Here is a 23,657-nt window from a genome sequence, read left to right on the forward strand (position 1 = left end):
GGTCATTCTCCCGGATTACATCCGGAACACGCCGAAGCGCGTGGGCTTCGCCGGCCGGTTGAGGGTGGCGGAGAGACTGAGGGCAACCACTTCCCGGGTTTGGGCCGGGTCAATAACACCGTCGTCCCATAGTCGGGCACTGGCGTAGTAGGGGTGACCCTGCTCCTCGTAGGTATCGGTAATCGGTTTTTTGAACGCCGCTTCTTCTTCCTCACTCCATTCCTGGCCTTTGCGCTCCATGCCTTCACGGCGAACCTGGGCCAGTACGCCGGCAGCCTGTTCGCCGCCCATGACGGAGATGCGGGCATTTGGCCACATCCACAGGAAGTCGGGGCTGTAGGCGCGGCCACACATGCCATAGTTGCCGGCGCCATAGCTGCCACCGATCAATACGGTAATTTTGGGTACGTTGGCGCAGGCGACGGCCATCACCATTTTGGCGCCGTGCTTGGCAATGCCTTCGGCTTCGTACTTCTGGCCCACCATAAAGCCGGTGATGTTCTGCAGGAACAGCAGGGGGATATTGCGCTGGCAGCAAAGCTCGATAAAGTGCGCGGCTTTCTGCGCTGACTCACTGAACAATATGCCATTGTTGGCGATAATGCCCACGGGATAGCCGTGTATGTGGGCAAAACCGGTTACCAGGGTCTGACCATAGTAACGTTTGAATTCGTCAAACTCGGAGCCGTCTACCGTGCGCGCGATCACGTCGCGCACGTCGAACTGTTTGCGCAGGTCGGTGCCGACGATGCCGTAGATTTCATCGGGGTCGTACAGTGGCGCCCTGGGTTTTTGAATCTCTACGTCAACGGGCTTGCGACGGTTGAGATTGGAAATGCAGCGCCGGGCGATGTCCAGGGCGTGGCCGTCGTTTTCAGCATAGTGGTCGGCTACGCCCGAGGTTTTGCAGTGTACGTCGGCACCCCCCAGATCTTCGGCGGTAACGACTTCACCGGTGGCGGCTTTTACCAGCGGCGGGCCGGCCAGGAAGATAGTGCCCTGGTTGCGCACGATGATAGATTCGTCGGCCATGGCGGGTACGTAGGCGCCGCCGGCGGTGCACAGGCCCATCACGACGGCGATCTGGGGAATGTCGTCGGCGGACATGCGGGCCTGGTTGTAGAAGATGCGGCCAAAGTGGTCACGGTCAGGGAAGACTTCGTCCTGCCGGGGCAGGTTGGCGCCGCCGGAATCGACCAGGTAAATGCAGGGCAGGCGGTTTTCCAGGGCGATTTCCTGGGCGCGCAGGTGTTTTTTAACCGATAGCGGGTAGTAGGTGCCGCCTTTTACCGTGGCGTCGTTGGCAATGATCATGCATTCGGTGCCGGAGACTCGGCCTATGCCTGCGACAACGCCGGCTGCGGGGACGTTGTCGTCGTAGACGTTGTAGGCGGCAAGTTGGCCAATTTCCAGCAACGGTGAGCCGTCGTCGAGCAGGCGGTTGATGCGCTCTCTGGGTAGAAGTTTGCCGCGGGCGATGTGGCGTTCTTGGTAGGAGGGGCCGCCGCCTTGCTGGATGGTGGATACTTTATCCCGCAGATCTGCAACGGCTTCTGCCATGGAGGCCTGGTTGGTCTGGAATTCTTCAGACCGTGGGTTTATTTTGCTTTGCAGTATCGTCATAGCCTAATAGTCCGTGCATCGGGCTGGGGGTGTCGTTCAGGGAGATGCTATGAGCACTTCCATGTGCGCCTGTCTGTGGCCGTCCCTGGCCACAGGCACTCCCGGAACGCCCCCTCAGCCCCTTGTTGTACTTGGTACGTTTACCCGCTCTTATTCGTGCCGAGTACCCATTAGTTGTTCAGGAACAGCTCTCTGCCAATCAGCATGCGGCGGATTTCGGAGGTGCCCGCACCGATTTCATACAGCTTGGCGTCACGCAGCAGGCGGCCTGTGGGGTATTCGTTGATGTAGCCGTTGCCGCCCAGAAGCTGGATGGCGTCCAGGGCCATTTTGGTAGCCATTTCGGCGGAGTAGAGGATCGCGCCGGCGGAGTCTTTGCGGGTGGTTTCGCCGCGGTCGGCGGATTGGGCCACCATGTAAACGTAGGATCGGGCGGTGTTCATGGCGGTGTACATGTCGGCTACTTTGCCCTGGACCAGTTCAAATTCACCAATGGGTTGGTCGAACTGTTTGCGCTCACGAATGTAGGGCACGACGACGTCCATAGCCGCCTGCATGATGCCCAGCGGACCGCCGGAGAGTACGAGGCGTTCGTAGTCGAGACCGCTCATGAGTACGCGGGCACCACCGCCCACGCCACCGAGGACGTTTTCTTTCGGTACTTTGCAGTCTTGGAATACCAGCTCACAGGTGTTGGAGCCACGCATGCCGAGTTTGTCCAGTTTCTGATGCTGACTGAAACCTTCGGAACCCCGCTCTACGATGAAGGCGGTGATGCCTTTGGAGCCGGCATGTATGTCGGTTTTGGCGTAGATAACGTAGACGTTGGCGTCGGGGCCGTTGGTGATCCACATTTTGTTGCCGTTGAGCACGTAGTGGTCACCGGCGTCTTTGGCGCTGAGCTTCATCGAGATAACGTCGGAACCGGCGTTGGGCTCGGACATGGCCAGGGCACCAACGTGTTCGCCGCTAACGAGCTTGGGCAGATAGGCCTGCTTTTGTTCTTCGGTGCCGTTGCGGTGAATCTGGTTAATGCAGAGGTTGGAGTGGGCGCCGTACGAAAGCCCAACAGAGGCAGAGGCGCGACTAATCTCTTCAACGGCGATAACGTGAGCCATATAGCCCATGCCTGAGCCGCCGTAGGCTTCATCCACGGTAATACCAAGCAAGCCCATATCGCCGAGCTTCTCCCACAGGTCGGCCGGGAATTCATTGGCGCGGTCGATATCTTCGGCGCGCGGGGCGATCTCGGTGGCGGAAAAGTTATTAACCTGCTCACGCAGTATGTCAAGTGTTTCGCCAAGGCCGAAATTGAGCTCCGAATACGATGATTTCATGTTTTCTCGCCTTTTGATTTAACGGGGGTAAATGTCAAAGCTACGACAGAGTCATTTGTCAGGCGCGCCGCCAGCTGGCACCTGCTAAGGTTTTTCTTCTGCACGTCATGGGGGTGCTTTCCGGCAGCATGTCGATGCCAAGTCAATTTCCACCTTAACCTTATCGATACTCTTTTTATCCCGCCTTATTCACCGGGCTGAGACAGAAAAGAAGATGGCGAGCAGTTTCTCTTGTAGAATCAATATGTTCCTAACCGAACTTGACTCAAGAGGACCACTCGCCATGGGTGAAAGCCTATCCCCCTGGACCCCGTCATGCAACGGGTCCATCCGCGTCGAGCTCAGCGGCCATCGCACCACCAGCGACAGCGGTGCTTTGCTGTTGCGTGAAGCCCTCGACAACAGCGGCATGATCGATGCGCTGGACGACCATCTGGTCGATCATCGCGACCCGGATCGCGTCCGCCACTCGTTAGCCAGCCAGCTGCGTACCCTGGTGCTGCAGCGTTCGATGGGCTGGATCGACCTCAGCGATACCGACACGCTCCGCCGTGACCCGCTCTGGCAGCTAGCCTGCAGTGATGCCCGCGGGACAACGCCGTTGGCTCAGGACCGGCCATCTCAAGCGACGCTGTCGCGGCTGCTGACGTGCCTGGGCCGCGACGACAATATCGATACCGTGCATGAGGGCCTGCTGCGGCTGGCGGTCTGGCGACTGACCTCGCTGGACGGCGGCGAACGCCCCGAGCATCTGACGCTGGACATCGACGGCTTGCCGATCGACGTCCACGGCCACCAGGGCGGTTCGGCGTTTCATGGACTTTACGGGGCCAGAATCTACTCGCCTTTGGTGGCCTCGCTGGCAGAGACCGGCGACATGGTGGGCGGTCTGCTGCGTGAAGGTAACGCCGGCCCAGCCGAGAATGCCGATACCTGGATCCCACATCTGGTGCGGCGACTCAACGAGAGCACCGGGGCCAAGGTCAAGGTACGCATCGACGCGGGTTTCACCGACAACGACACGCTTGAGGCGCTGGAAGATCGCGACATCGAGTATCTGGGCCGGTTGCGCAGTCATACGGGCCTGCAGACACTGGCAGCGCCACATCTGAAGCGGCCACGCGGCCGGCCCCCCGAGCAACCTCGGGAATGGTGCCATGACCTGGCGTACCAAGCCGGTACCTGGCCGGCGCCGCGGCGCGTGGTGCTGGTGGTACAAGAGCGGCCCGATGATCTGCTGCTGCATGCCTTCTTTTTGGTCACCAACCTCGGCAAGTTCAACTGGCCGCCGGAAAAGGTCCTGGCGCTTTATCGCAAGCGCGGCAGCGCCGAAGCCCACATGGGCGAGGTGAAGTCGGCGCTCGACCTGCATCTCTCCTCGACTGATCGCGGTGTCTCCACCGTCCAGGACGTCATGGCCCGCAACGAGGTAAACCTGCTGCTGACTCTCTGCGCTTATCAGGTGCTACACGGGCTGCGTTGCCTGTTGGAACGACAGACCCGGCAGGGCTGGAGCCTGAAGCGGATGCGCGAGCAGGTGCTTAAGGTGGCCGCCACGCTGACAGTGCACGCCCGGCGCATCACCGTGCACCTCGGCGATGCCGCCGATAAATGGTGGCCATCTTTACTGAAAGGGTTGCCGCGGCTGACGGCATTGACCTGACACGTCGCATTACTCAGCCTTTTCCAGCAGACAAAACGGCCACTATGGAGGCCGACGACCACGGCTGCGCCGACACTCGAAACCAATGAACTTCAGTTATAAACATCACGTCATTGATACGATAAAGCTATGCGCTAATCGGCTACGCAACGACCGTATGACATAAAAGTCGGTCGGTACCGGTCATCACGGGACGTAAAACGCTCGTTCGGCGTCCTGATGAATAAGGCGGGGCGACGTGTCAGGTCAATGCCGTCAGCCGCGGCAACCCTTTCAGTAAAGATGGCCACCATTTATCGGCGGCATCGCCGAGGTGCACGGTGATGCGCCGGGCGTGCACTGTCAGCGTGGCGGCCACCTTAAGCACCTGCTCGCGCATCCGCTTCAGGCTCCAGCCCTGCCGGGTCTGTCGTTCCAACAGGCAACGCAGCCCGTGTAGCACCTGATAAGCGCAGAGAGTCAGCAGCAGGTTTACCTCGTTGCGGGCCATGACGTCCTGGACGGTGGAGACACCGCGATCAGTCGAGGAGAGATGCAGGTCGAGCGCCGACTTCACCTCGCCCATGTGGGCTTCGGCGCTGCCGCGCTTGCGATAAAGCGCCAGGACCTTTTCCGGCGGCCAGTTGAACTTGCCGAGGTTGGTGACCAAAAAGAAGGCATGCAGCAGCAGATCATCGGGCCGCTCTTGTACCACCAGCACCACGCGCCGCGGCGCCGGCCAGGTACCGGCTTGGTACGCCAGGTCATGGCACCATTCCCGAGGTTGCTCGGGGGGCCGGCCGCGTGGCCGCTTCAGATGTGGCGCTGCCAGTGTCTGCAGGCCCGTATGACTGCGCAACCGGCCCAGATACTCGATGTCGCGATCTTCCAGCGCCTCAAGCGTGTCGTTGTCGGTGAAACCCGCGTCGATGCGTACCTTGACCTTGGCCCCGGTGCTCTCGTTGAGTCGCCGCACCAGATGTGGGATCCAGGTATCGGCATTCTCGGCTGGGCCGGCGTTACCTTCACGCAGCAGACCGCCCACCATGTCGCCGGTCTCTGCCAGCGAGGCCACCAAAGGCGAGTAGATTCTGGCCCCGTAAAGTCCATGAAACGCCGAACCGCCCTGGTGGCCGTGGACGTCGATCGGCAAGCCGTCGATGTCCAGCGTCAGATGCTCGGGGCGTTCGCCGCCGTCCAGCGAGGTCAGTCGCCAGACCGCCAGCCGCAGCAGGCCCTCATGCACGGTATCGATATTGTCGTCGCGGCCCAGGCACGTCAGCAGCCGCGACAGCGTCGCTTGAGATGGCCGGTCCTGAGCCAACGGCGTTGTCCCGCGGGCATCACTGCAGGCTAGCTGCCAGAGCGGGTCACGGCGGAGCGTGTCGGTATCGCTGAGGTCGATCCAGCCCATCGAACGCTGCAGCACCAGGGTACGCAGCTGGCTGGCTAACGAGTGGCGGACGCGATCCGGGTCGCGATGATCGACCAGATGGTCGTCCAGCGCATCGATCATGCCGCTGTTGTCGAGGGCTTCACGCAACAGCAAAGCACCGCTGTCGCTGGTGGTGCGATGGCCGCTGAGCTCGACGCGGATGGACCCGTTGCATGACGGGGTCCAGGGGGATAGGCTTTCACCCATGGCGAGTGGTCCTCTTGAGTCAAGTTCGGTTAGGAACATATTGATTCTACAAGAGAAACTGCTCGCCATCTTCTTTTCTGTCTCAGCCCGGTGAATAAGGCGGGGTCGCATTACTCAGCCTTTTCCAGCAGACAAAACGGCCACTATGGAGGCCGACGACCACGGCTGCGCCGTCACTCGAAACCAATGAACTTCAGTTATAAATATCACGGCATTGATACGATAAAGCTATGTGCTAATCGGCTACTCAGCGACCGTATGACATAAAAGCCGGTCGGTCCCGGTCACCACGGGACGTAAAACGCTCGTTCGGCGTCCTGATGAATAAGGCGGGATAAAAGTCGGTCGGTACCGGTCACCACTGGACATAAAACGTCGAAGAGCCAAAAATTATCTGATAATCAGCTTGAAAAATTTCGCGAGGCGACACAGCCTGCGTATGATAAATGGTCTGAAAAGGTTGGTTATGATCTTGTAAGAACTTTTGAAGATGCGATAGAGAGCGCTTCAAATGAAGAATAAAAGCCTCGATGCAAGTTGCAGAAATGGTTTTAGCTTATGAAATCGATCTGGCAGTACTTGGAAGAAACAGTCTGCGTGGCTGTTTTTTTGTGCATGACATTGCTGGGGTTCGTCAATGTTATGGTGCGTAATCTTACCAGCTACTCACTAGCTTCAACCCAAGAGCTAGTTATCAATGGAATGGTCTTGGCCGCAGAAACTGAGTGCAACACCTGACCATTCCGCTAAGGTGTTGCCCCTATGTCCTACGTCGAACTTAGCATCGAAGAGCGTGCCACTATCCAGGTCAGCCGTGCTCAAGGCATGAGCCTCCGACACGTCGCCCGCGTCTTGAACCGATCCCCCTCAACGGTCTGTCGCGAGATCCGGCGCAACCGAACATCTCCGGGCCGCTACTGTGCTCGCCGTGCCCAGAAATACCGGCAGAGTCGGCGTATTCCGTGCCGCCCTTGGCGCAAACTACCACTAGGCAGCGAACGCTTTGATCTTGTTGTCCACCTACTGCGTCAACGGTTGTCTCCCGAACAAATTGCCGGCAAGCTCAAGGACATGGATATACCTAGCCTTCGAGATGCCTACGTCTGCCGCGAAACGATCTATAGCGCCATCTATGCGCTACCTGTTGGCCAATTGCGCAAGGAACTGATCCATTGCCTGCGCCAAGGGAAAGCAACACGCAAGCCGCGTCGCGGCGACGTTGATCGACGTAGTCAGATTCCCGATATGGTTAGTATCCACCTGCGCCCGCCAGAGGTCGAAAAGCGTGAAATGCCTGGTCACTGGGAAGGTGACCTGATTAAGGGCAAGAACAACGGATCAGCGGTCGGCACCCTGGTGGAACTCAGCAGTGGCTATCTGATTCTGGCCAAAATGATCGATGCGACCGCCACCTCAGCGGTTGAGGGCTTCAGTGCGGCATTAAATCAAATGCCTCGGGCGGCCCGGAAGAGCATGACCTATGACCAGGGCCGGGAAATGACTCGGCACGCGGAGATCACTCAGAACTCGGGGGTTGCCATCTACTTCTGCGATCCGCACAGCCCATGGCAGCGAGGGAGTAACGAGAACATCAATGGCCTGATTCGCCAGTATCTTCCAAAGGGAACCGACCTATCGGGCCATAGCCAAGAGGAGCTGGACGCCATCGCGTTCGAGCTCAATATGCGGCCCCGGAAACGCTTCGACTTCAGGTGTCCCATCGAGAAAATGGGCGAACTGATGGCGAAGTATCACGAAGGCCCATCGTCAATCCAATGAGCGTGTTGCACTCAGAGCCTGCATCCGCCCATTTTTAGAAGCTTTTTGGGGGTTGCTCACACCGGTGGTGATTCTCGGCGGCATTTATGGAGGGCTATTCACCCCGACTGAAGCTGCCATTGTTGCGACTGTTTATGCCATGTTTACCGGCTTCTTTATTTATCGCACGTTAAATTTAAAATCTCTTTTTATTTGCGTAGCTGCATCAGCACGATCCTCTTCAGTCGTTATGCTAGTCGTTGCTTTTGCCAGTTTGTTTGGATGGGTTGTCGTAACGGACGGGCTGGTTAGCGATTACTCAGGCGCTTTGTTAAGTGTTAGTGGCAGTGACTGGGTGGTAGTGCTGGTGATGATGCTCATTCTTTTGCTGGCCGGTATGTTTATGGATGCCATCACTATTATGTTTATCACTTTACCAATTTTCCTCCCTGTGGTTGACAGTATAGGTCTTGACACCACCTGGTTTGGGGTTGCGCTGATCCCGCCTTATTCATCAGGACGCCGAACGAGCGTTTTACGTCCCGTGGTGACCGGGACCGACCGGCTTTTATGTCATACGGTCGCTGAGTAGCCGATTAGCACATAGCTTTATCGTATCAATGCCGTGATATTTATAACTGAAGTTCATTGGTTTCGAGTGACGGCGCAGCCGTGGTCGTCGGCCTCCATAGTGGCCGTTTTGTCTGCTGGAAAAGGCTGAGTAATGCGACGTGTCAGGTCAATGCCGTCAGCCGCGGCAACCCCTTCAGTAAGGATGGCCACCATTTGTCGGCGGCATCGCCGAGGTGCACGGTGATACGCCGGGCGTGCACTGTCAGCGTGGCGGCCACCTTGAGCACCTGCTCGCGCATCCGCTTCAGGCTCCAGCCCTGCCGGGTCTGTCGTTCCAACAGGCAACGCAGCCCGTGTAGCACCTGATAAGCGCAGAGAGTCAGCAGCAGGTTTACCTCGTTGCGGGCCATGACGTCCTGGACGGTGGAGACACCGCGATCAGTCGAGGAGAGATGCATATCGAGCGACGACTTCACCTCGCCCATGTGGGCTTCGGCGCTGCCGCGCTTGCGATAAAGCGCCAGGACCTTTTCCGGCGGCCAGTCGAACTTGCCGAGATTGGTGACCAAAAAGAAGGCATGCAGCAGCAGATCATCGGGCCGCTCTTGTACCACCAGCACCACGCGCCGCGGCGCCGGCCAGGTACCGGCTTGGTACGCCAGGTCATGGCACCATTCCCGAGGTTGCTCGGGGGGCCGGCCGCGTGGCCGCTTCAGATGTGGCGCTGCCAGTGTCTGCAGGCCCGTATGACTGCGCAACCGGCCCAGATACTCGATGTCGCGATCTTCCAGCGCCTCAAGCGTGTCGTTGTCGGTGAAGCCGGCGTCGATGCGCACCTTGACCTTGGCCCCGGTGCTCTCGTTGAGTCGCCGCACCAGATGTGGGATCCAGGTATCGGCATTCTCGGCTGGGCCGGCGTTACCTTCACGCAGCAGGCCGCCCACCATGTCGCCGGTCTCTGCCAGCGAGGCCACCAAAGGCGAGTAGATTCTGGCCCCGTAAAGTCCATGAAACGCCGAACCGCCCTGGTGGCCGTGAACGTCGATCGGCAAGCCGTCGATGTCCAGCGTCAGATGCTCGGGGCGTTCGCCGCCGTTCAGCGAGGTCAGTCGCCAGACCGCCAGCCGCAGCAGGCCCTCATGCACGGTATCGATATTGTCGTCGCGGCCCAGGCACGTCAGCAGCCGCGACAGCGTCGCTTGAGATGGCCGGTCCTGAGCCAACGGCGTTGTCCCGCGGGCATCACTGCAGGCTAGCTGCCAGAGCGGGTCACGGCGAAGCGTATCGGTATCGCTGAGGTCGATCCAGCCCATCGAACGCTGCAGCACCAGGGTACGCAGCTGGCTGGCTAACGAGTGGCGGACGCGATCCGGGTCGCGGTGATCGACCAGATGGTCGTCCAGCGCATCGATCATGCCGCTGTTGTCGAGGGCTTCACGCAACAGCAAAGCACCGCTGTCGCTGGTGGTGCGATGGCCGCTGAGCTCGACGCGGATGGACCCGTTGCATGACGGGGTCCAGGGGGATAAGCTTTCACCCATGGCGAGTGGTCCTCTTGAATTGTGTTCGTTCAGGAACATCTTGATTCTACAAGAGAAACTGCTCGCCATCTTCTTTTCTGTCTCAGCCCGGTGAATTAGGCGGGCTGATGACAGCCCTGTCCATTGGACTTATAACGCCTCCTGTAGGCATTAATCTTTTTGTTGCTGCAAATATTACACGTTTACCACTTGGCAAAATATCTCTGGGAGTGCTTCCATTCCTCTTGATGTCACTTATTGGACTGTTATTAATTACTTATATTCCCAGCCTGACACTCTTTTGGATAGATGATTAACCCGCCTTATTCATCAGGACGCCGAACGAGCGTTTTACGTCCCGTGGTGACCGGGACCGACCGGCTTTTATGTCATACGGTCGCTGAGTAGCCGATTAGCACATAGCTTTATCGTATCAATGCCGTGATATTTATAACTGAAGTTCATTGGTTTCGAGTGACGGCGCAGCCGTGGTCGTCGGCCTCCATAGTGGCCGTTTTGTCTGCTGGAAAAGGCTGAGTAATGCGACGTGTCAGGTCAATGCCGTCAGCCGCGGCAACCCCTTCAGTAAGGATGGCCACCATTTGTCGGCGGCATCGCCGAGGTGCACGGTGATACGCCGGGCGTGCACTGTCAGCGTGGCGGCCACCTTGAGCACCTGCTCGCGCATCCGCTTCAGGCTCCAGCCCTGCCGGGTCTGTCGTTCCAACAGGCAACGCAGCCCGTGTAGCACCTGATAAGCGCAGAGAGTCAGCAGCAGGTTTACCTCGTTGCGGGCCATGACGTCCTGGACGGTGGAGACACCGCGATCAGTCGAGGAGAGATGCATATCGAGCGACGACTTCACCTCGCCCATGTGGGCTTCGGCGCTGCCGCGCTTGCGATAAAGCGCCAGGACCTTTTCCGGCGGCCAGTCGAACTTGCCGAGATTGGTGACCAAAAAGAAGGCATGCAGCAGCAGATCATCGGGCCGCTCTTGTACCACCAGCACCACGCGCCGCGGCGCCGGCCAGGTACCGGCTTGGTACGCCAGGTCATGGCACCATTCCCGAGGTTGCTCGGGGGGCCGGCCGCGTGGCCGCTTCAGATGTGGCGCTGCCAGTGTCTGCAGGCCCGTATGACTGCGCAACCGGCCCAGATACTCGATGTCGCGATCTTCCAGCGCCTCAAGCGTGTCGTTGTCGGTGAAGCCGGCGTCGATGCGCACCTTGACCTTGGCCCCGGTGCTCTCGTTGAGTCGCCGCACCAGATGTGGGATCCAGGTATCGGCATTCTCGGCTGGGCCGGCGTTACCTTCACGCAGCAGGCCGCCCACCATGTCGCCGGTCTCTGCCAGCGAGGCCACCAAAGGCGAGTAGATTCTGGCCCCGTAAAGTCCATGAAACGCCGAACCGCCCTGGTGGCCGTGAACGTCGATCGGCAAGCCGTCGATGTCCAGCGTCAGATGCTCGGGGCGTTCGCCGCCGTTCAGCGAGGTCAGTCGCCAGACCGCCAGCCGCAGCAGGCCCTCATGCACGGTATCGATATTGTCGTCGCGGCCCAGGCACGTCAGCAGCCGCGACAGCGTCGCTTGAGATGGCCGGTCCTGAGCCAACGGCGTTGTCCCGCGGGCATCACTGCAGGCTAGCTGCCAGAGCGGGTCACGGCGAAGCGTATCGGTATCGCTGAGGTCGATCCAGCCCATCGAACGCTGCAGCACCAGGGTACGCAGCTGGCTGGCTAACGAGTGGCGGACGCGATCCGGGTCGCGATGATCGACCAGATGGTCGTCCAGCGCATCGATCATGCCGCTGTTGTCGAGGGCTTCACGCAACAGCAAAGCACCGCTGTCGCTGGTGGTGCGATGGCCGCTGAGCTCGACGCGGATGGACCCGTTGCATGACGGGGTCCAGGGGGATAGGCTTTCACCCATGGCGAGTGGTCCTCTTGAGTCAAGTTCGGTTAGGAACATATTGATTCTACAAGAGAAACTGCTCGCCATCTTCTTTTCTGTCTCAGCCCGGTGAATAAGGCGGGCTAATGGCTTGGGCAGTGTATTACGTCTTTAGAGGTATAAGAAGTGGTGACGCTACCTCTTTGGGCAGAGCATCTAAACGCTGACGGTGGGAATTTTCATCAGCTTGGAGAGTTCGGCGCTGCGGCCGTCGAGCAGATCCGCCAGGGTATAGGCGTCGAGCACGCGCAAAAACGCATCAAGGGCTTCGGCAAGAATAGGCTGCAGCCGGCAGTGGGGGGTAATCACGCAGGCGTTGTCGTCACGAAAGCACTCCACCAGCGCCATTTCCTGTTCGGTATCGCGAATCACCGCGCCCAGGCTGATGCTATGCGGTGAGCGGTTGAGCAACAGCCCGCCGTGCTTGCCGCGTATGGCTTTCAGGTAGCCTTTTTGATTCAGCTCCTGAACAATTTTCATCAGGTGATTACGCGAAATATTGAACGTCTCGGCGATTTCGCTGATCGTCGAGCGCTGCTCACCCTTGGCCGCAAGGTACAGCAGCACGCGAACGGAGTAATCGGTAAAGCGCGTCAGGTGCATAAGACACCGCCTCAAAAAAGCGTTAAAAAGCGTTTCGTCATTATACGATGTTTGTCCGCGTTTTGCTTTTTTGCGGCACACTTTACTTAGTCATATTGTTTTGGAATAGCCGGCGGGGGCGCTGGCCGGCGTGTTTCAACGGAGCGTCGCGGTGAATTGTCGCGGTGAATTGCCGAAGAGCGAAAAGCTTGGTAATTTAAACATGCATTTAGAATGCATCTTATGAAGGCGACTGATAAAAGAGGTAGCCATGCTGACGCAGGCACAAGAACAGATCATCGACGCCACCGCTCCCGTGGTAGCCGAACACCTTGACGCAATCACCCAGCGTTTTTATCCCCTGATGTTTACCCGCTACCCGGAAGTGGCACCGCTGTTCAACCAGGCGCACCAGCAGGATGGCGGGCAACCCCGCGCCTTGGCCGGCGCCATTCTGGCCTATGTGCAGCTACGCCAGACGCCCGAAACGGCGCGCGCTACGCTTGAAATCGTGGTCAACAAGCACATATCGCTGGATATTCAGCCGGATCAGTATCCTATCGTCGGCGAGTGCCTGATGGCGGCCATCGCTGAAGAGCTGGGCGAGGCGATAACGCCCGAAGTGGCAGAGGCCTGGACGGCGCTATACAACGAGTTGGCCGGGCTTTTGATCGAGCTTGAAGAGCAGCGCTACCAGGAGTTTGCCAACCGCCCGGGCGGCTGGCGCAGCACGCGCCGTTTCAAGATTGCGGCAACCCGTCAGGAAAGCCGCGTCATCCGCTCGTTCGTGCTTGAGCCCGAAGACGGTCAGCCGGTGGCGACCCATTCGCCGGGGCAGTTTATCGGCGTCAGGCTCACTATCGACGGCACGCCGGTATATCGTCACTACAGTCTGTCTGACGTGCCTAACGGGCGCAGCTACCGCGTGTCGATCAAGCGCGAAGCCGAAGGGCTTGCCAGCCGCTATTTCCACGATCGACTGGACGTGGGCGATACGCTGGAACTGCTGCCGCCGGCCGGCGAGCTCACCCTGGCCAAGGGCGACGAGCCGCTGCTGCTTATCAGCGGTGGCGTCGGCCAGACCCCGCTTCTGCCCATGGCACGCCAGGCGCTTGAAGAAGGCCGTCAGGTGACCTACGTACACGCCGCGCTTGATGCCGAGCACCACGCCTTTGGTGACGCGCTGGCAAGACTGACCCGGGCGTATCCACAAACGCTGAAAAACGTCACCGTGTACGAGACAGGCGACGCAGCCGACCATCAGGGGCGGATTAACGATGCGCTGCTGGCCACTTACGTCACGCCGCAGGCGCGCTGCTACTTTGTTGGCCCGCACGGCTTTATGGCCGCGGTGAATCAGGGGCTTGAGCGGCTGGGCGTGCCCGACACTCATCGCCACTACGAATATTTCGGCCCCGCCCAAGACCTGACCGCCGCGTAGTCAATGGTGTCGCCGTCAGCGTGATGCTCGTTTTTATTCTGCTGTTCAGCCGTCTTTTTCACCCCCTATCCCCTAAGTGGTAGGGGGTGATTATATGGAGGTAACCGGGCAGAAATTAGCGCTCTAATCCTTCAATATCGATCCCAAGGTGCCTGTTATCAGGTGATTGCTTTTACTTAAAGCCAGGGAGATCGACCATGAGTCATTTCATTGACCGGCTGAATTTTTTCCGCAAGGCCCGCGAGCCTTTTGCCGACGACCACGGCGAGCTGCGCCAGGAGTCGCGTAAATGGGAAGACAGCTACCGCCGCCGCTGGCAGCACGATAAGGTCGTGCGCTCCACCCACGGTGTGAACTGCACCGGCTCGTGCAGCTGGAAAATCTACGTCAAGAATGGCCTGGTCACCTGGGAAACCCAGCAGACCGACTACCCCCGCACACGCCCGGATCTGCCCAACCACGAACCTCGTGGCTGCCCGCGCGGTGCCAGCTATTCGTGGTACATGTACAGCGCCAACCGCCTCAAATACCCGCTGGTCAGAAGGCCGCTGCTGGAACTTTGGCGCAAGGCGCTGGCGGACAAGAAAGATCCGGTTGATGCCTGGGCGGCGATTGTCGAAGACCCGGCCTCCACCAAGCAATACAAGCGCGCCCGGGGCATGGGCGGTTTTGTCCGTGCGGACTGGGATGAGCTCAACGAAATCATCGCCGCTTCCAACGTCTACACCGCCAAGCAGTACGGCCCGGACCGCATTGTCGGCTTTTCGCCGATTCCCGCCATGTCGATGATTTCCTACGCCTCCGGCGCGCGCTACCTGTCGCTGATCGGCGGGGTTAATCTGTCGTTTTACGACTGGTACTGCGATTTGCCGCCGGCCAGCCCGCAAACCTGGGGCGAGCAGACCGACGTCCCGGAATCCGCCGACTGGTACAACTCCGGCTACATCATCGCCTGGGGCTCCAACGTGCCGCAAACGCGCACGCCGGATGCGCATTTCTTCACCGAAGTGCGCTACAAGGGCACCAAAACCGTCTCGATATGCCCTGATTACTCCGAAGTCTCCAAGCTCACCGACGAATGGCTTTCTGCCAAGCAGGGCACCGACGCCGCGCTTGCCATGGCCATGGGCCACGTGATTCTCAAGGAATTTCACCTCGAGAATCCGAGTCCCTACTTTACCGAGTACGTGCGCCGCTATACCGATATGCCGTGTCTGGTCGAGCTTGAGCCCCGCGAAGACGGCAGCTACGCGGCGGGCCGGCAAATGCGCGCCAGCGATTTTGAAGCGAGCCTGGGTCAGGACAATAACCCCGAGTGGAAAACGCTGGTGTGGGACGAGGCCCGCGACCAGATCGTCGTCCCCCGCGGTTCGATCGGTTTCCGCTGGGGCGAAGACGACGCCAATGTTGGCAAGTGGAACCTGGAATCGCTGGACGCTGACGGTGCCGAGCTGGCACCGCTACTGAGCATGGCCAAGAGCCATGACGACGTAGCGCGGGTGGCGTTTCCGTATTTTGGCGGCATCGAACACAAGCACTTTGAAAGCGTGAAAAACGAAGGCGTCCACGATGAAATCGTCTACCACAGCCTGCCGGTAAAGCGCGTCAAAAAGGCCGACGGCAGCGACGTGCTGATGGTCACCGTGTTTGACCTGATGTGTGCCAACTACGGCATTGATCGCGGCTTTGGTGCTGAGGGCGAAGACGACGGTGCGACGGACTATAGCCAGATCCGGCCGTACACGCCGGCGTGGCAGGAAAAAATCACCGGCGTGTCCGCTGATCAGGCCATCCGTATCGCCCGGGAATTTGCCGACAACGCGCATAAAACCAGCGGTCGCTCGATGATCATCGTGGGTGCCGGCATGAACCACTGGTACCACATGGACATGAACTACCGCGGCCTGATCAACATGCTGATCATGTGCGGCTGTATCGGTCAGACCGGCGGCGGCTGGTCGCACTACGTGGGTCAGGAAAAGCTGCGTCCGCAAACCGGCTGGACGCCGCTGGCCTTCGGCCTCGACTGGCAGCGCCCGCCGCGCCACATGAACGGCACCTCGTTTTTCTACAACCACTCCAGCCAGTGGCGCTACGAAAAGCTCGAAATCAAGGAGCTGTTGTCCCCGCTGGCCAAAGCCGAAGATTATTCCGGCAACCTGATCGACTATAACGTGCGCGCCGAGCGCATGGGCTGGCTGCCGTCCGCGCCGCAGCTGACCACCAACCCGCTGCATCTGGCCGGTGCCGCTGAAAAAGCCGGCATGGGCACCGCGGACTACGTGGTGGAACAGCTGAAAAACGGCAAGTTGGCCTTCGCTGCGGAAGACCCGGATAACCCCAAGAACTTCCCGCGCAACATGTTCATCTGGCGTTCCAACCTGCTGGGTAGCTCGGGTAAAGGGCATGAATACATGCTCAAGTACCTGCTGGGTACGCGCCACGGCATTCAGGGCAAAAACCTGGGCGACGCCGGCGAGCACAAGCCCGAAGAGGTCAAGTGGCACGACGATGCGCCCGAAGGCAAAGTCGACTTGCTGGTAACGCTGGACTTCCGTATGTCCACCACCTGCCTGTATTCTGACATCGTGCTGCCCACCGCCACCTGGTACGAGAAAAACGACCTCAATACCTCGGACATGCACCCGTTCATCCACCCGCTGACCGCGGCGACGGATCCGGCGTGGGAATCGCGCAGCGACTGGGAAATCTACAAGGGCATCGCCAAGACGTTCTCCAGGGTCTGTGTCGGGCACCTGGGCGAAGAAACCGATCTGGTCACGCTGCCCATGCAGCACGACTCCCCCGGGGAACTGGCACAAGCCGCCGTGCTCGACTGGAAAAAGGGCGAGTGTGACCCCATCCCCGGCGAGACAATGCCCAGCCTGATCGAGGTTAAGCGCAACTATCCGGAAACCTACGAACGCTTTACCTCGGTAGGCCCGCTGCTGGAAAACGTGGGTAACGGCGGCAAGGGCATCGGTTGGGAAACCAAGTCGGAAATCGAGCTGCTGGGCAAGCTCAACCACTGCAAGCTGGACGGCCCGGCCAAAGGCCAGCCGCTTTTGGAAAGCGCTATTGACGCCGCCGAAATGATCCTCACGCTGGCACCGGAAACCAACGGTCAGGTGGCGGTAAAAGCTTGGGGGGCGTTGTCGAAAATCACCGGCCGCGACCATACCCACCTGGCGAAGCCGAAGGAAGACGAGAAGATCCGCTTCCGCGATGTCGTCGCTCAGCCGCGCAAGATTATCTCCAGTCCCACCTGGTCGGGCCTTGAAGATGAGCACGTGTCTTACAACGCCGGTTACACCAACGTCCATGAGTTTATTCCGTGGCGCACGATGAGCGGCCGCCAGCAGCTGTATCAGGATCACCCCTGGATGCGTGCTTTTGGTGAAAGCCTGCTGGTGTATCGCCCGCCCATCGACACCAAGGCGGCGGCCAGCGTTTCTGAGCCGCAGGGTAACGGTAACCCGGAAATTGCGCTCAACTTCCTGACGCCGCACCAGAAGTGGGGGATTCACTCAACCTACTCTGACAACCTGCTGATGCAGACGCTATCCCGGGGCGGGCCGATTGTGTGGATGTCGGAAGACGACGCCCAGTCTATCGGCGTGGAAGATAACGACTGGATCGAAGCCTACAACGCCAACGGCGCGATTGCCGCACGGGCGGTGGTTAGCCAGCGGGTGAAAAACGGCATGGCGATGATGTATCACGCCCAGGAGCGGATCGTGAACATTCCCGGCTCCGAGGTCACCGGTACGCGTGGCGGTATTCATAACTCGGTGACGCGGGTGTGCCCCAAACCGACGCACATGATCGGCGGCTACGCGCAGCTGTCTTACAGCTTTAACTACTACGGCACCGTGGGCTCCAACCGTGATGAGTTTGTGCTGGTACGCCGGATGAAAAACATCGATTGGCTCGACGGCGAGAATAACGACTACGTTCAGGAGGCCGTGAAATGAAAATTCGCTCCCAGGTAGGCATGGTCTTGAACCTCGACAAGTGCATCGGCTGTCACACTTGTTCAGTGACGTGTAAAAACGTCTGGACCAGCCGCGAAGGCGTCGAGTACGCTTGGTTTAACAACGTCGAGACCAAGCCCGGCATCGGTTATCCCAAGGAATGGGAAAACCAGAACAAATGGAAAGGCGGCTGGATGCGCGGCAAAAACGGCAAGATCACGCCGCGCATCGGCGGTAAGTGGCGGGTACTGGCGAATATTTTTGCCAACCCCGATCTGCCCGAAATCGACGACTACTACGAGCCGTTCACTTTCGACTACCAGCACCTGCACAACGCCAAGCAGGGCGAGCACCAGCCCACTGCGCGGCCGCGTTCGCTGATTTCCGGCAAGCGCATGAAAAAGATCGAATGGGGCCCCAACTGGGAAGAGATTCTGGGCACCGAGTTTGCCAAGCGGCGCAAGGACATGAACTTCGAGAAGGTGCAGGCCGACATTTACGGCCAGTTTGAAAACACCTTCATGATGTATCTGCCCAGGCTTTGCGAGCACTGCCTGAACCCCACCTGCGTGGCGGCGTGCCCGAGCGGTGCGATTTACAAGCGCGAAGAAGACGGCATTGTGCTGATCGATCAGGACAAGTGCCGCGGCTGGCGGATGTGTATTTCCGGCTGCCCGTACAAGAAGATTTACTACAACTGGAAGTCGGGTAAATCCGAGAAGTGCACTTTCTGCTATCCGCGCATCGAGTCCGGTCAGCCGACGGTGTGCTCGGAAACCTGCGTGGGCCGGATTCGCTACCTGGGTGTGATGCTTTACGACGCCGACCGTATCGAAGAGGTCGCCAGCACCCCGGACGAGCGCGATCTGTACCACCGCCAGCGCGAAATTTTCCTCGATCCGCACGACCCCGAGGTCATCGCTCAGGCGAAGAAAGACGGCATCATGGACAACGTCATCAAGGCCGCGCAGGAATCGCCGGTCTACAAGCTGGCGATGGACTGGGGGCTGGCGCTGCCGCTGCACCCGGAATACCGCACGCTGCCGATGGTCTGGTACGTGCCGCCGCTGTCGCCGATCCAGTCCGCTGCCGAGGCCGGTGACGTCGAGTTTGACGGCATTCTGCCCAAGATCGAATCGCTGCGTATTCCGGTCAAATACCTGGCTAACATGCTCACCGCCGGTGAAGAAGCGCCGGTCGTGCTGGCGCTCAAACGCCTGATGGCGATGCGCGTTTACATGCGCGGCAAGCACGTTGAGGGCAATCCCGACGTTGCAGTGCTCAAAGAAGTAGGGCTGACCGAAGCCCAGGTGGAAGACATGTACCGCTACCTGGCGATTGCCAACTACGAAGACCGCTTCGTGATTCCCACCAGCCACCGCGAAATGGCCACCGAGGCCTTCCCCGAGCGCGGCGGCTGCGGCTTTAGCTTCGGCGACGGCTGTCACGGTGAAAGCGAGCCGAGCCTGTTTAACGGCAGCTCGACCACCTCGACGCTGGTCAAGCCGGTGGACGTGTACGATCCGCAGGAAAACGCGCCGGCGGAAACCAAGCTGGAGGTGCCCCATGAGTAACGCCGCTGAGATATATACGCCAGGGGCTGTTCCCACCGGTGCCGATGAGGCACCGGTGGCCCCGGAAGGCATGCTTTGTCTGCGCGTGCTGGCGCGGTTGCTGGACTACCCAACCGTCGAGCTACAGCAGGCGGCGGGTGAGATGATCGAGATTATTCACGCCGAGCGCCGCTGGGCGGCAGCGCACCGGCGCAGCCTGATGGACTGGTGTCAGCGCCTGGCCGATGCCGAGCTGCTTGACCTTCAGGCCGAGTACGTCGAGCTGTTTGACAAGGGCAAGGCGACGTCGCTTTTGCTGTTCGAGCACGTACACGGCGAATCTCGCGACCGCGGCCAGGCCATGGTTGATCTGATGAATGAGTACGAAGACGCCGGCTTTGAGCTTGACGCGCGAGAGCTTCCGGACTATTTGCCGATGTTTCTCGAGTATCTGTCCACCCGCGGGGAGGCAGACATAGGCCGCTGGCTGGGGGAAATTCGGCATATTCTGGCGCTGCTGACCGCCCGTCTGGAAGAGCGCGAAGCGGATCATGCGCTTGTGCCGCTGGCACTGCTGGCGCTGATTGGCGCCGAGGGCGACGTTGATAACCACCGCGCTGCGGCCCAAGCCGAGGAACCCGACGACACCCCTGAAGCGCTGGACGCCGTCTGGGAAGAGGAAATGGTGACCTTTACCGCCGACTCCGACCAGGACTGCGCGCTGCAGTCGGCCGAAGGCCGCCGCCTTGCCGAGCGCAAGAAGACGGTGCCCAGTGACCCCGTTAACATCATGCCGTCCGGTTCGTCCGCCCGCTAAAGGAGATACGCCATGTTTATCGAATACTTGCAGCACCTGATCTATGGCTACTATCCGTATCTGGCCGGTACGGTGTTTCTGGTGGGCAGCCTGATGCGCTTTGATCACGGGCAGTACACGTGGAAAACCGGCTCCAGTCAGATGCTTTCGTCAAAGAACATGCGTGTGGCCAGCAACGTGTTTCATATCGGCATTCTGGTGATCTTTTTTGGCCACCTGTTCGGTATGCTCACGCCGCACTGGATCTATGCGCCGTTTATCAGCGCCAGCGCCAAACAGATTATTGCCATTGTGATCGGCGGTATTGCCGGCGTGATGGTACTGATCGGCGGCGGCATGCTGCTTTATCGGCGACTGTACAATGCCCGTGTCAAGGCGTCTTCCAGCACCATGGATACGCTGATTCTGGGGATTCTGGTGCTGCAGGCAGCGCTTGGCGTGATCACCGTGTTTGTCTCGTTGGGTCACCTGGACGGCGAAATGATGCTGACCCTGGCGTCGTGGGCGCAGTCCATCGTGTTCTTCAGCGGCGGTGCGGCGGATTACATGGCCGATGTGTCATGGATCTACAAGCTGCACGTGTTTTTGGGGCTGACCATTATTCTGCTGTTTCCCTTTACCCGTCTGGTACACGTCTGGAGCGTACCGTTCGGCTACGTCACGCGGCGCTACCAGTTGGTACGCAAAAGAGGCTGATAGCAAACGGTTGATGCAGATGCAGACGGTTGAAGCAGGTAGAGAGGGATACGCATGTCCATACAGATGATTGATATTGAAGAGCTGCCCGGAAAGCAAACGCCGCCGCCGGTGGTCGTTGGCAATCGCGAGATCAACGAGGCAGACATCGCTGCTGAGATGCAGTATCACCCGGCCGATAGCGCCGGCAGCGCCCAGCTGAAAGCCGCCCGAGCGCTGGTCGTGCGCGAGCTTTTACACCAGCGTGCGCAGCAGATAGGGCTAACGCCTGCGGACAGCGACGCTGATAACGACGCCATCGCCGAGCTGTTGGAGCAGGAGCTTGCGGTACCCGAGCCCGGGAAAGACGACTGCGAGCGCTTTTATGCCATACATCCCGAGCGCTTCAGCCAGCCGGAGCAGCTTAGCGTGCGACATATCCTGCTGTCAGCGCCGCCGGATGACGCCAAGGCGCGCGATGCGCAATACCATCTGGGGGTTGATCTGCTTGAGCAGCTGTCAGCGCACCCCGAGCGTATGACCGAGCTGGCCCAGCGCTATTCGGCCTGCCCGTCAAAAGACGCCGGTGGCGAGCTTGGTTGGCTGTTGCCGGGGCAAACCGTGGCCGAGCTGGATCGGGCGCTCAAGCACCTGCCGGAAGGGCTTCACGAACGTCCACTGGCGTCGCGCTATGGCTGGCATTTGGTGTGGGTCGACGCGCGCGAAGAAAGCCGCCAGCTGCCGTATGAGGCGGTGGCCGAGCAGGTGCGTCTCAGCCTGCTCGAACAGGCCACCAGGCGCGGCCTGCGCCATTACCTGCTGGCGCTGGAAAGCGAGATCGGCGTGGCCGGGGTAACGCTGGACGAGGACAGCGGCGGCAGTCTGATGCGCTAAACTGCGAGCGTTTGTCGTACCGCTGTTGACAAGACTCAAGCCCCGAACGTGACCGCACGTTGCGGGGCTTTTTCAGCGATGACGCTGAGTAAAGCTGCCGCGCTAGGCGGAGGCCTTGAGGCATTCGCAGGTTTTCTCGGCAATGCCGATGCCCGCACCGGACATCAGCAGGTAGGTGTGATCCACACCCGCGGCCTTGAGCGGCTCTTCTTCATCTTGAAAGTGCAGCCCGGCGATAATATTGCCGTGAAACCCGCCTTTTCTCAGCTGCTGGGCGGCCATCAGCTTGCTTTCGATAGTAGGCATGGCCAGCGTCACGGCTTTCAGCTGCGCCATGTCCAAGTGATGCCAGAAGCCGGCGTCTTCGACGTCGGCGTAGAGTACATGACGCGCTTCCTGACCCGCTTTATTGGGGTCCGAATCGAGGCCTATAACGCTAACCCCCTGCTCGACAAAAAAGTCGTAGGCGGCGCTTCCGGTACGCCCCATGCCCAGCACCAGCACGTTGGCATCGCCCAGGTCAGCGGGCTGCTCGTCGGGGTGACGGGTGTCGGTCTCAAAGCGCACCAGGTACTTTTCCCAGCGGTCGAACAGCGCGTGGGCAAAGCGGTTGGCCGGAGCGGCAATCACAAACGACAGTGCTACGGTCACCGCCAACGGCACCAGCCACTCCTCAAGGATGCTGGCGGCGACAATCAAACCGAACTCGCTGTACGCGGCAAGGCTGAGCCCGCCGAGAAAAGCGTTGCGCGCGCGTACCCGAAACGCAATGAGCAGGGCGGAAAACAGCGCGCCTTTCAGCGGCAGCAGCAGCGCCATGATGGCGGCGAACATCAGCGCCTTGGCGTCGGGCAGGCCAGACATGCCGATCTGCAGAAAAAAGCTGATCAGAAACACTTCCTTGATGCCCCACAGCGCCTGGGACAGCTCCTGGGCACGCGGGTGCTGGGAGAGCACCAGCCCCATGGCCAGCGCGCCCACTTCAGAGCTCAAGCCGACCGCCTGAAAGCCCATTCCGCCGGCGGCTACGGCCAGTACCACGCCCATCAGCACCAGCAGTTCGTCGTGGGCTGCGACTTTCATCAGCCAGTAAAACAGCGGACGCAATAGCGGCAGTGCCAGCACCCAGAGTGCCCAGATCGAAGGCGTCTGCCCGCTGTAAACGCTGAGCACGGCCAGCGCGATCAAATCCTGCATCACCAGAATGCCGATAGCAATCCGGCCGTGAAAAGCACGCAGTTCGCCTTTGCTTTCCAACACCTTGGCGGCCAGCACCGTGCTGGAAAATGACAGTGCAATCGAGAGCAAAATAGCGGTTTCAAGGGGCAGGCCGGCCAGCCAGGCAAACCCGGCGGTAAACACGCTGCCGCTGATCAGCAGGTGGGCAAAAGCGCTGCCGAGCACCACGGGCTCGAACAGATTCTTGATATTGAGCTTGAGTCCGATGGTAAACAGCAGCAGCAATACGCCGAGGTGCGCGGTGTGCTCCAGAATCGGTCCGGCATCGCTTGGCAGGCCGACCATGGGGCCGTAAGCATTGAGAGCAAAGCCCGCGCCCAGAAATCCTACCAGCGGCGGAAGCCCGATTTGTCTGACCAGAATGCCGAACACGAAGGCGAACGAAAGGGTAACGACTTCAAGCATGCGTGAGGCCTGACGTGTCAACGGCTCTGGC

General features: G+C 59.6%; 18 protein-coding genes. 11 read left to right on the forward strand and 7 right to left on the reverse strand.

Features of this window, described 5'->3' with window-relative positions; all coding sequences use genetic code 11:
- Positions 1–15: 15 nt before the first annotated feature.
- Together B5495_RS00685 and B5495_RS00690 are read right to left on the reverse strand one after the other, a co-directional pair.
- Entirely contained in the window at positions 16–1,623 is a 1,608-nt protein-coding gene (locus tag B5495_RS00685; protein WP_079550457.1) for a carboxyl transferase domain-containing protein, read from the reverse strand.
- Between the two features lie 170 nt (positions 1,624–1,793).
- Entirely contained in the window at positions 1,794–2,960 is a 1,167-nt protein-coding gene (locus tag B5495_RS00690) for an isovaleryl-CoA dehydrogenase (protein ID WP_079550458.1), read from the reverse strand.
- Positions 2,961–3,204: 244 nt separating this feature from the next.
- Between B5495_RS00690 and B5495_RS00695 the strand changes: the two genes are divergently transcribed.
- A complete protein-coding gene (locus tag B5495_RS00695) occupies positions 3,205–4,623 on the forward strand; it encodes an IS1380 family transposase (RefSeq protein ID WP_079550240.1) in 1,419 nt (472 codons plus the stop codon).
- A gap of 241 nt (positions 4,624–4,864) precedes the next feature.
- On the opposite strand, the gene B5495_RS00700 is transcribed toward B5495_RS00695, so the two are convergent.
- Entirely contained in the window at positions 4,865–6,283 is a 1,419-nt protein-coding gene (locus tag B5495_RS00700) for an IS1380 family transposase (RefSeq protein WP_079550240.1), read from the reverse strand.
- 491 nt (positions 6,284–6,774) lie between these two features.
- Here B5495_RS00700 and B5495_RS14985 point away from each other — a divergent pair, with 491 nt between their 5' ends.
- From B5495_RS14985 to B5495_RS00710, 3 genes are all read left to right on the forward strand, one after another.
- Complete coding sequence (locus B5495_RS14985; protein WP_269457140.1) at positions 6,775–6,897, forward strand: hypothetical protein; 123 nt, start codon at positions 6,775–6,777, stop codon at positions 6,895–6,897.
- A gap of 109 nt (positions 6,898–7,006) precedes the next feature.
- A complete protein-coding gene (locus tag B5495_RS00705; RefSeq protein ID WP_079550460.1) occupies positions 7,007–8,023 on the forward strand; it encodes an IS30 family transposase in 1,017 nt (338 codons plus the stop codon).
- 22 nt (positions 8,024–8,045) lie between these two features.
- On the forward strand, positions 8,046–8,594 hold the full coding sequence (locus tag B5495_RS00710; protein ID WP_231897252.1) for a TRAP transporter large permease subunit: 549 nt from the start codon (positions 8,046–8,048) through the stop codon (positions 8,592–8,594).
- A 142-nt stretch (positions 8,595–8,736) separates the two neighbouring features.
- Here B5495_RS00710 and B5495_RS00715 read toward each other — a convergent pair whose 3' ends face one another.
- Complete coding sequence (locus B5495_RS00715) at positions 8,737–10,155, reverse strand: IS1380 family transposase (RefSeq protein ID WP_079550256.1); 1,419 nt, start codon at positions 10,153–10,155, stop codon at positions 8,737–8,739.
- A gap of 68 nt (positions 10,156–10,223) precedes the next feature.
- Here B5495_RS00715 and B5495_RS00720 point away from each other — a divergent pair, with 68 nt between their 5' ends.
- Positions 10,224–10,412 (forward strand): TRAP transporter large permease subunit, encoded by a 189-nt coding sequence (locus B5495_RS00720; protein ID WP_079550464.1) that lies wholly within the window; start codon positions 10,224–10,226, stop codon positions 10,410–10,412.
- A gap of 233 nt (positions 10,413–10,645) precedes the next feature.
- Here the strand turns inward: B5495_RS00720 and B5495_RS00725 are convergent, their stop codons facing one another.
- Positions 10,646–12,064, reverse strand: a complete 1,419-nt coding sequence (locus tag B5495_RS00725; protein WP_079550466.1) for an IS1380 family transposase — start codon at positions 12,062–12,064, stop codon at positions 10,646–10,648.
- A 138-nt stretch (positions 12,065–12,202) separates the two neighbouring features.
- Positions 12,203–12,649: an RrF2 family transcriptional regulator gene (locus B5495_RS00730; protein WP_079550468.1), complete on the reverse strand. Its 447-nt coding sequence runs from the start codon at positions 12,647–12,649 to the stop codon at positions 12,203–12,205.
- Between the two features lie 250 nt (positions 12,650–12,899).
- On the opposite strand from B5495_RS00730, the gene hmpA reads away from it, so the two are divergent.
- From hmpA to B5495_RS00760, 6 genes are all read left to right on the forward strand, one after another.
- The gene (gene hmpA / locus B5495_RS00735) at positions 12,900–14,069 is read left to right on the forward strand and encodes an NO-inducible flavohemoprotein (RefSeq protein ID WP_079550470.1); all 1,170 of its coding nucleotides are present in this window, start codon (positions 12,900–12,902) and stop codon (positions 14,067–14,069) included.
- A gap of 197 nt (positions 14,070–14,266) precedes the next feature.
- Entirely contained in the window at positions 14,267–18,043 is a 3,777-nt protein-coding gene (locus B5495_RS00740; RefSeq protein ID WP_079550473.1) for a nitrate reductase subunit alpha, read from the forward strand.
- Positions 18,040–19,617, forward strand: a complete 1,578-nt coding sequence (gene narH / locus B5495_RS00745; protein ID WP_079550475.1) for a nitrate reductase subunit beta — start codon at positions 18,040–18,042, stop codon at positions 19,615–19,617. The genes B5495_RS00740 and narH overlap by 4 nt, the downstream gene beginning before the upstream one ends.
- On the forward strand, positions 19,610–20,413 hold the full coding sequence (narJ, locus tag B5495_RS00750; RefSeq protein ID WP_079550477.1) for a nitrate reductase molybdenum cofactor assembly chaperone: 804 nt from the start codon (positions 19,610–19,612) through the stop codon (positions 20,411–20,413). Before narH ends, narJ begins: the two co-directional genes overlap by 8 nt.
- A gap of 12 nt (positions 20,414–20,425) precedes the next feature.
- Positions 20,426–21,109 (forward strand): respiratory nitrate reductase subunit gamma, encoded by a 684-nt coding sequence (narI, locus tag B5495_RS00755; protein WP_079550479.1) that lies wholly within the window; start codon positions 20,426–20,428, stop codon positions 21,107–21,109.
- Positions 21,110–21,169: 60 nt separating this feature from the next.
- Positions 21,170–21,982 carry a peptidylprolyl isomerase gene (locus B5495_RS00760; RefSeq protein WP_079554831.1) on the forward strand — a complete coding sequence of 271 codons (813 nt, stop codon included), beginning with the start codon at positions 21,170–21,172 and terminating at the stop codon, positions 21,980–21,982.
- A gap of 102 nt (positions 21,983–22,084) precedes the next feature.
- Here B5495_RS00760 and B5495_RS00765 read toward each other — a convergent pair whose 3' ends face one another.
- Positions 22,085–23,626 (reverse strand): cation:proton antiporter domain-containing protein, encoded by a 1,542-nt coding sequence (locus B5495_RS00765; protein WP_079550481.1) that lies wholly within the window; start codon positions 23,624–23,626, stop codon positions 22,085–22,087.
- Positions 23,627–23,657: the final 31 nt, after the last annotated feature.

This window comes from Vreelandella subglaciescola (assembly GCF_900142895.1).
Lineage (GTDB): Bacteria > Pseudomonadota > Gammaproteobacteria > Pseudomonadales > Halomonadaceae > Vreelandella > Vreelandella subglaciescola.

What these genes read in the sequence shown, in the direction of transcription:
- B5495_RS00730 (WP_079550468.1), bottom strand. Translation starts at nt 12,649, where the DNA reads ATGCACCTGACGCGCTTTACCGATTACTCCGTTCGCGTGCTGCTGTAC.
- B5495_RS00700 (WP_079550240.1), bottom strand. Translation starts at nt 6,283, where the DNA reads ATGTTCCTAACCGAACTTGACTCAAGAGGACCACTCGCCATGGGTGAA.
- B5495_RS00740 (WP_079550473.1), top strand. Translation starts at nt 14,267, where the DNA reads ATGAGTCATTTCATTGACCGGCTGAATTTTTTCCGCAAGGCCCGCGAG.
- B5495_RS00725 (WP_079550466.1), bottom strand. Translation starts at nt 12,064, where the DNA reads ATGTTCCTAACCGAACTTGACTCAAGAGGACCACTCGCCATGGGTGAA.
- B5495_RS14985 (WP_269457140.1), top strand. Translation starts at nt 6,775, where the DNA reads ATGCAAGTTGCAGAAATGGTTTTAGCTTATGAAATCGATCTGGCAGTA.
- narJ (WP_079550477.1), top strand. Translation starts at nt 19,610, where the DNA reads ATGAGTAACGCCGCTGAGATATATACGCCAGGGGCTGTTCCCACCGGT.
- narI (WP_079550479.1), top strand. Translation starts at nt 20,426, where the DNA reads ATGTTTATCGAATACTTGCAGCACCTGATCTATGGCTACTATCCGTAT.
- B5495_RS00715 (WP_079550256.1), bottom strand. Translation starts at nt 10,155, where the DNA reads ATGTTCCTGAACGAACACAATTCAAGAGGACCACTCGCCATGGGTGAA.
- hmpA (WP_079550470.1), top strand. Translation starts at nt 12,900, where the DNA reads ATGCTGACGCAGGCACAAGAACAGATCATCGACGCCACCGCTCCCGTG.
- B5495_RS00690 (WP_079550458.1), bottom strand. Translation starts at nt 2,960, where the DNA reads ATGAAATCATCGTATTCGGAGCTCAATTTCGGCCTTGGCGAAACACTT.
- B5495_RS00720 (WP_079550464.1), top strand. Translation starts at nt 10,224, where the DNA reads ATGACAGCCCTGTCCATTGGACTTATAACGCCTCCTGTAGGCATTAAT.
- narH (WP_079550475.1), top strand. Translation starts at nt 18,040, where the DNA reads ATGAAAATTCGCTCCCAGGTAGGCATGGTCTTGAACCTCGACAAGTGC.
- B5495_RS00685 (WP_079550457.1), bottom strand. Translation starts at nt 1,623, where the DNA reads ATGACGATACTGCAAAGCAAAATAAACCCACGGTCTGAAGAATTCCAG.
- B5495_RS00695 (WP_079550240.1), top strand. Translation starts at nt 3,205, where the DNA reads ATGTTCCTAACCGAACTTGACTCAAGAGGACCACTCGCCATGGGTGAA.
- B5495_RS00765 (WP_079550481.1), bottom strand. Translation starts at nt 23,626, where the DNA reads ATGCTTGAAGTCGTTACCCTTTCGTTCGCCTTCGTGTTCGGCATTCTG.
- B5495_RS00705 (WP_079550460.1), top strand. Translation starts at nt 7,007, where the DNA reads ATGTCCTACGTCGAACTTAGCATCGAAGAGCGTGCCACTATCCAGGTC.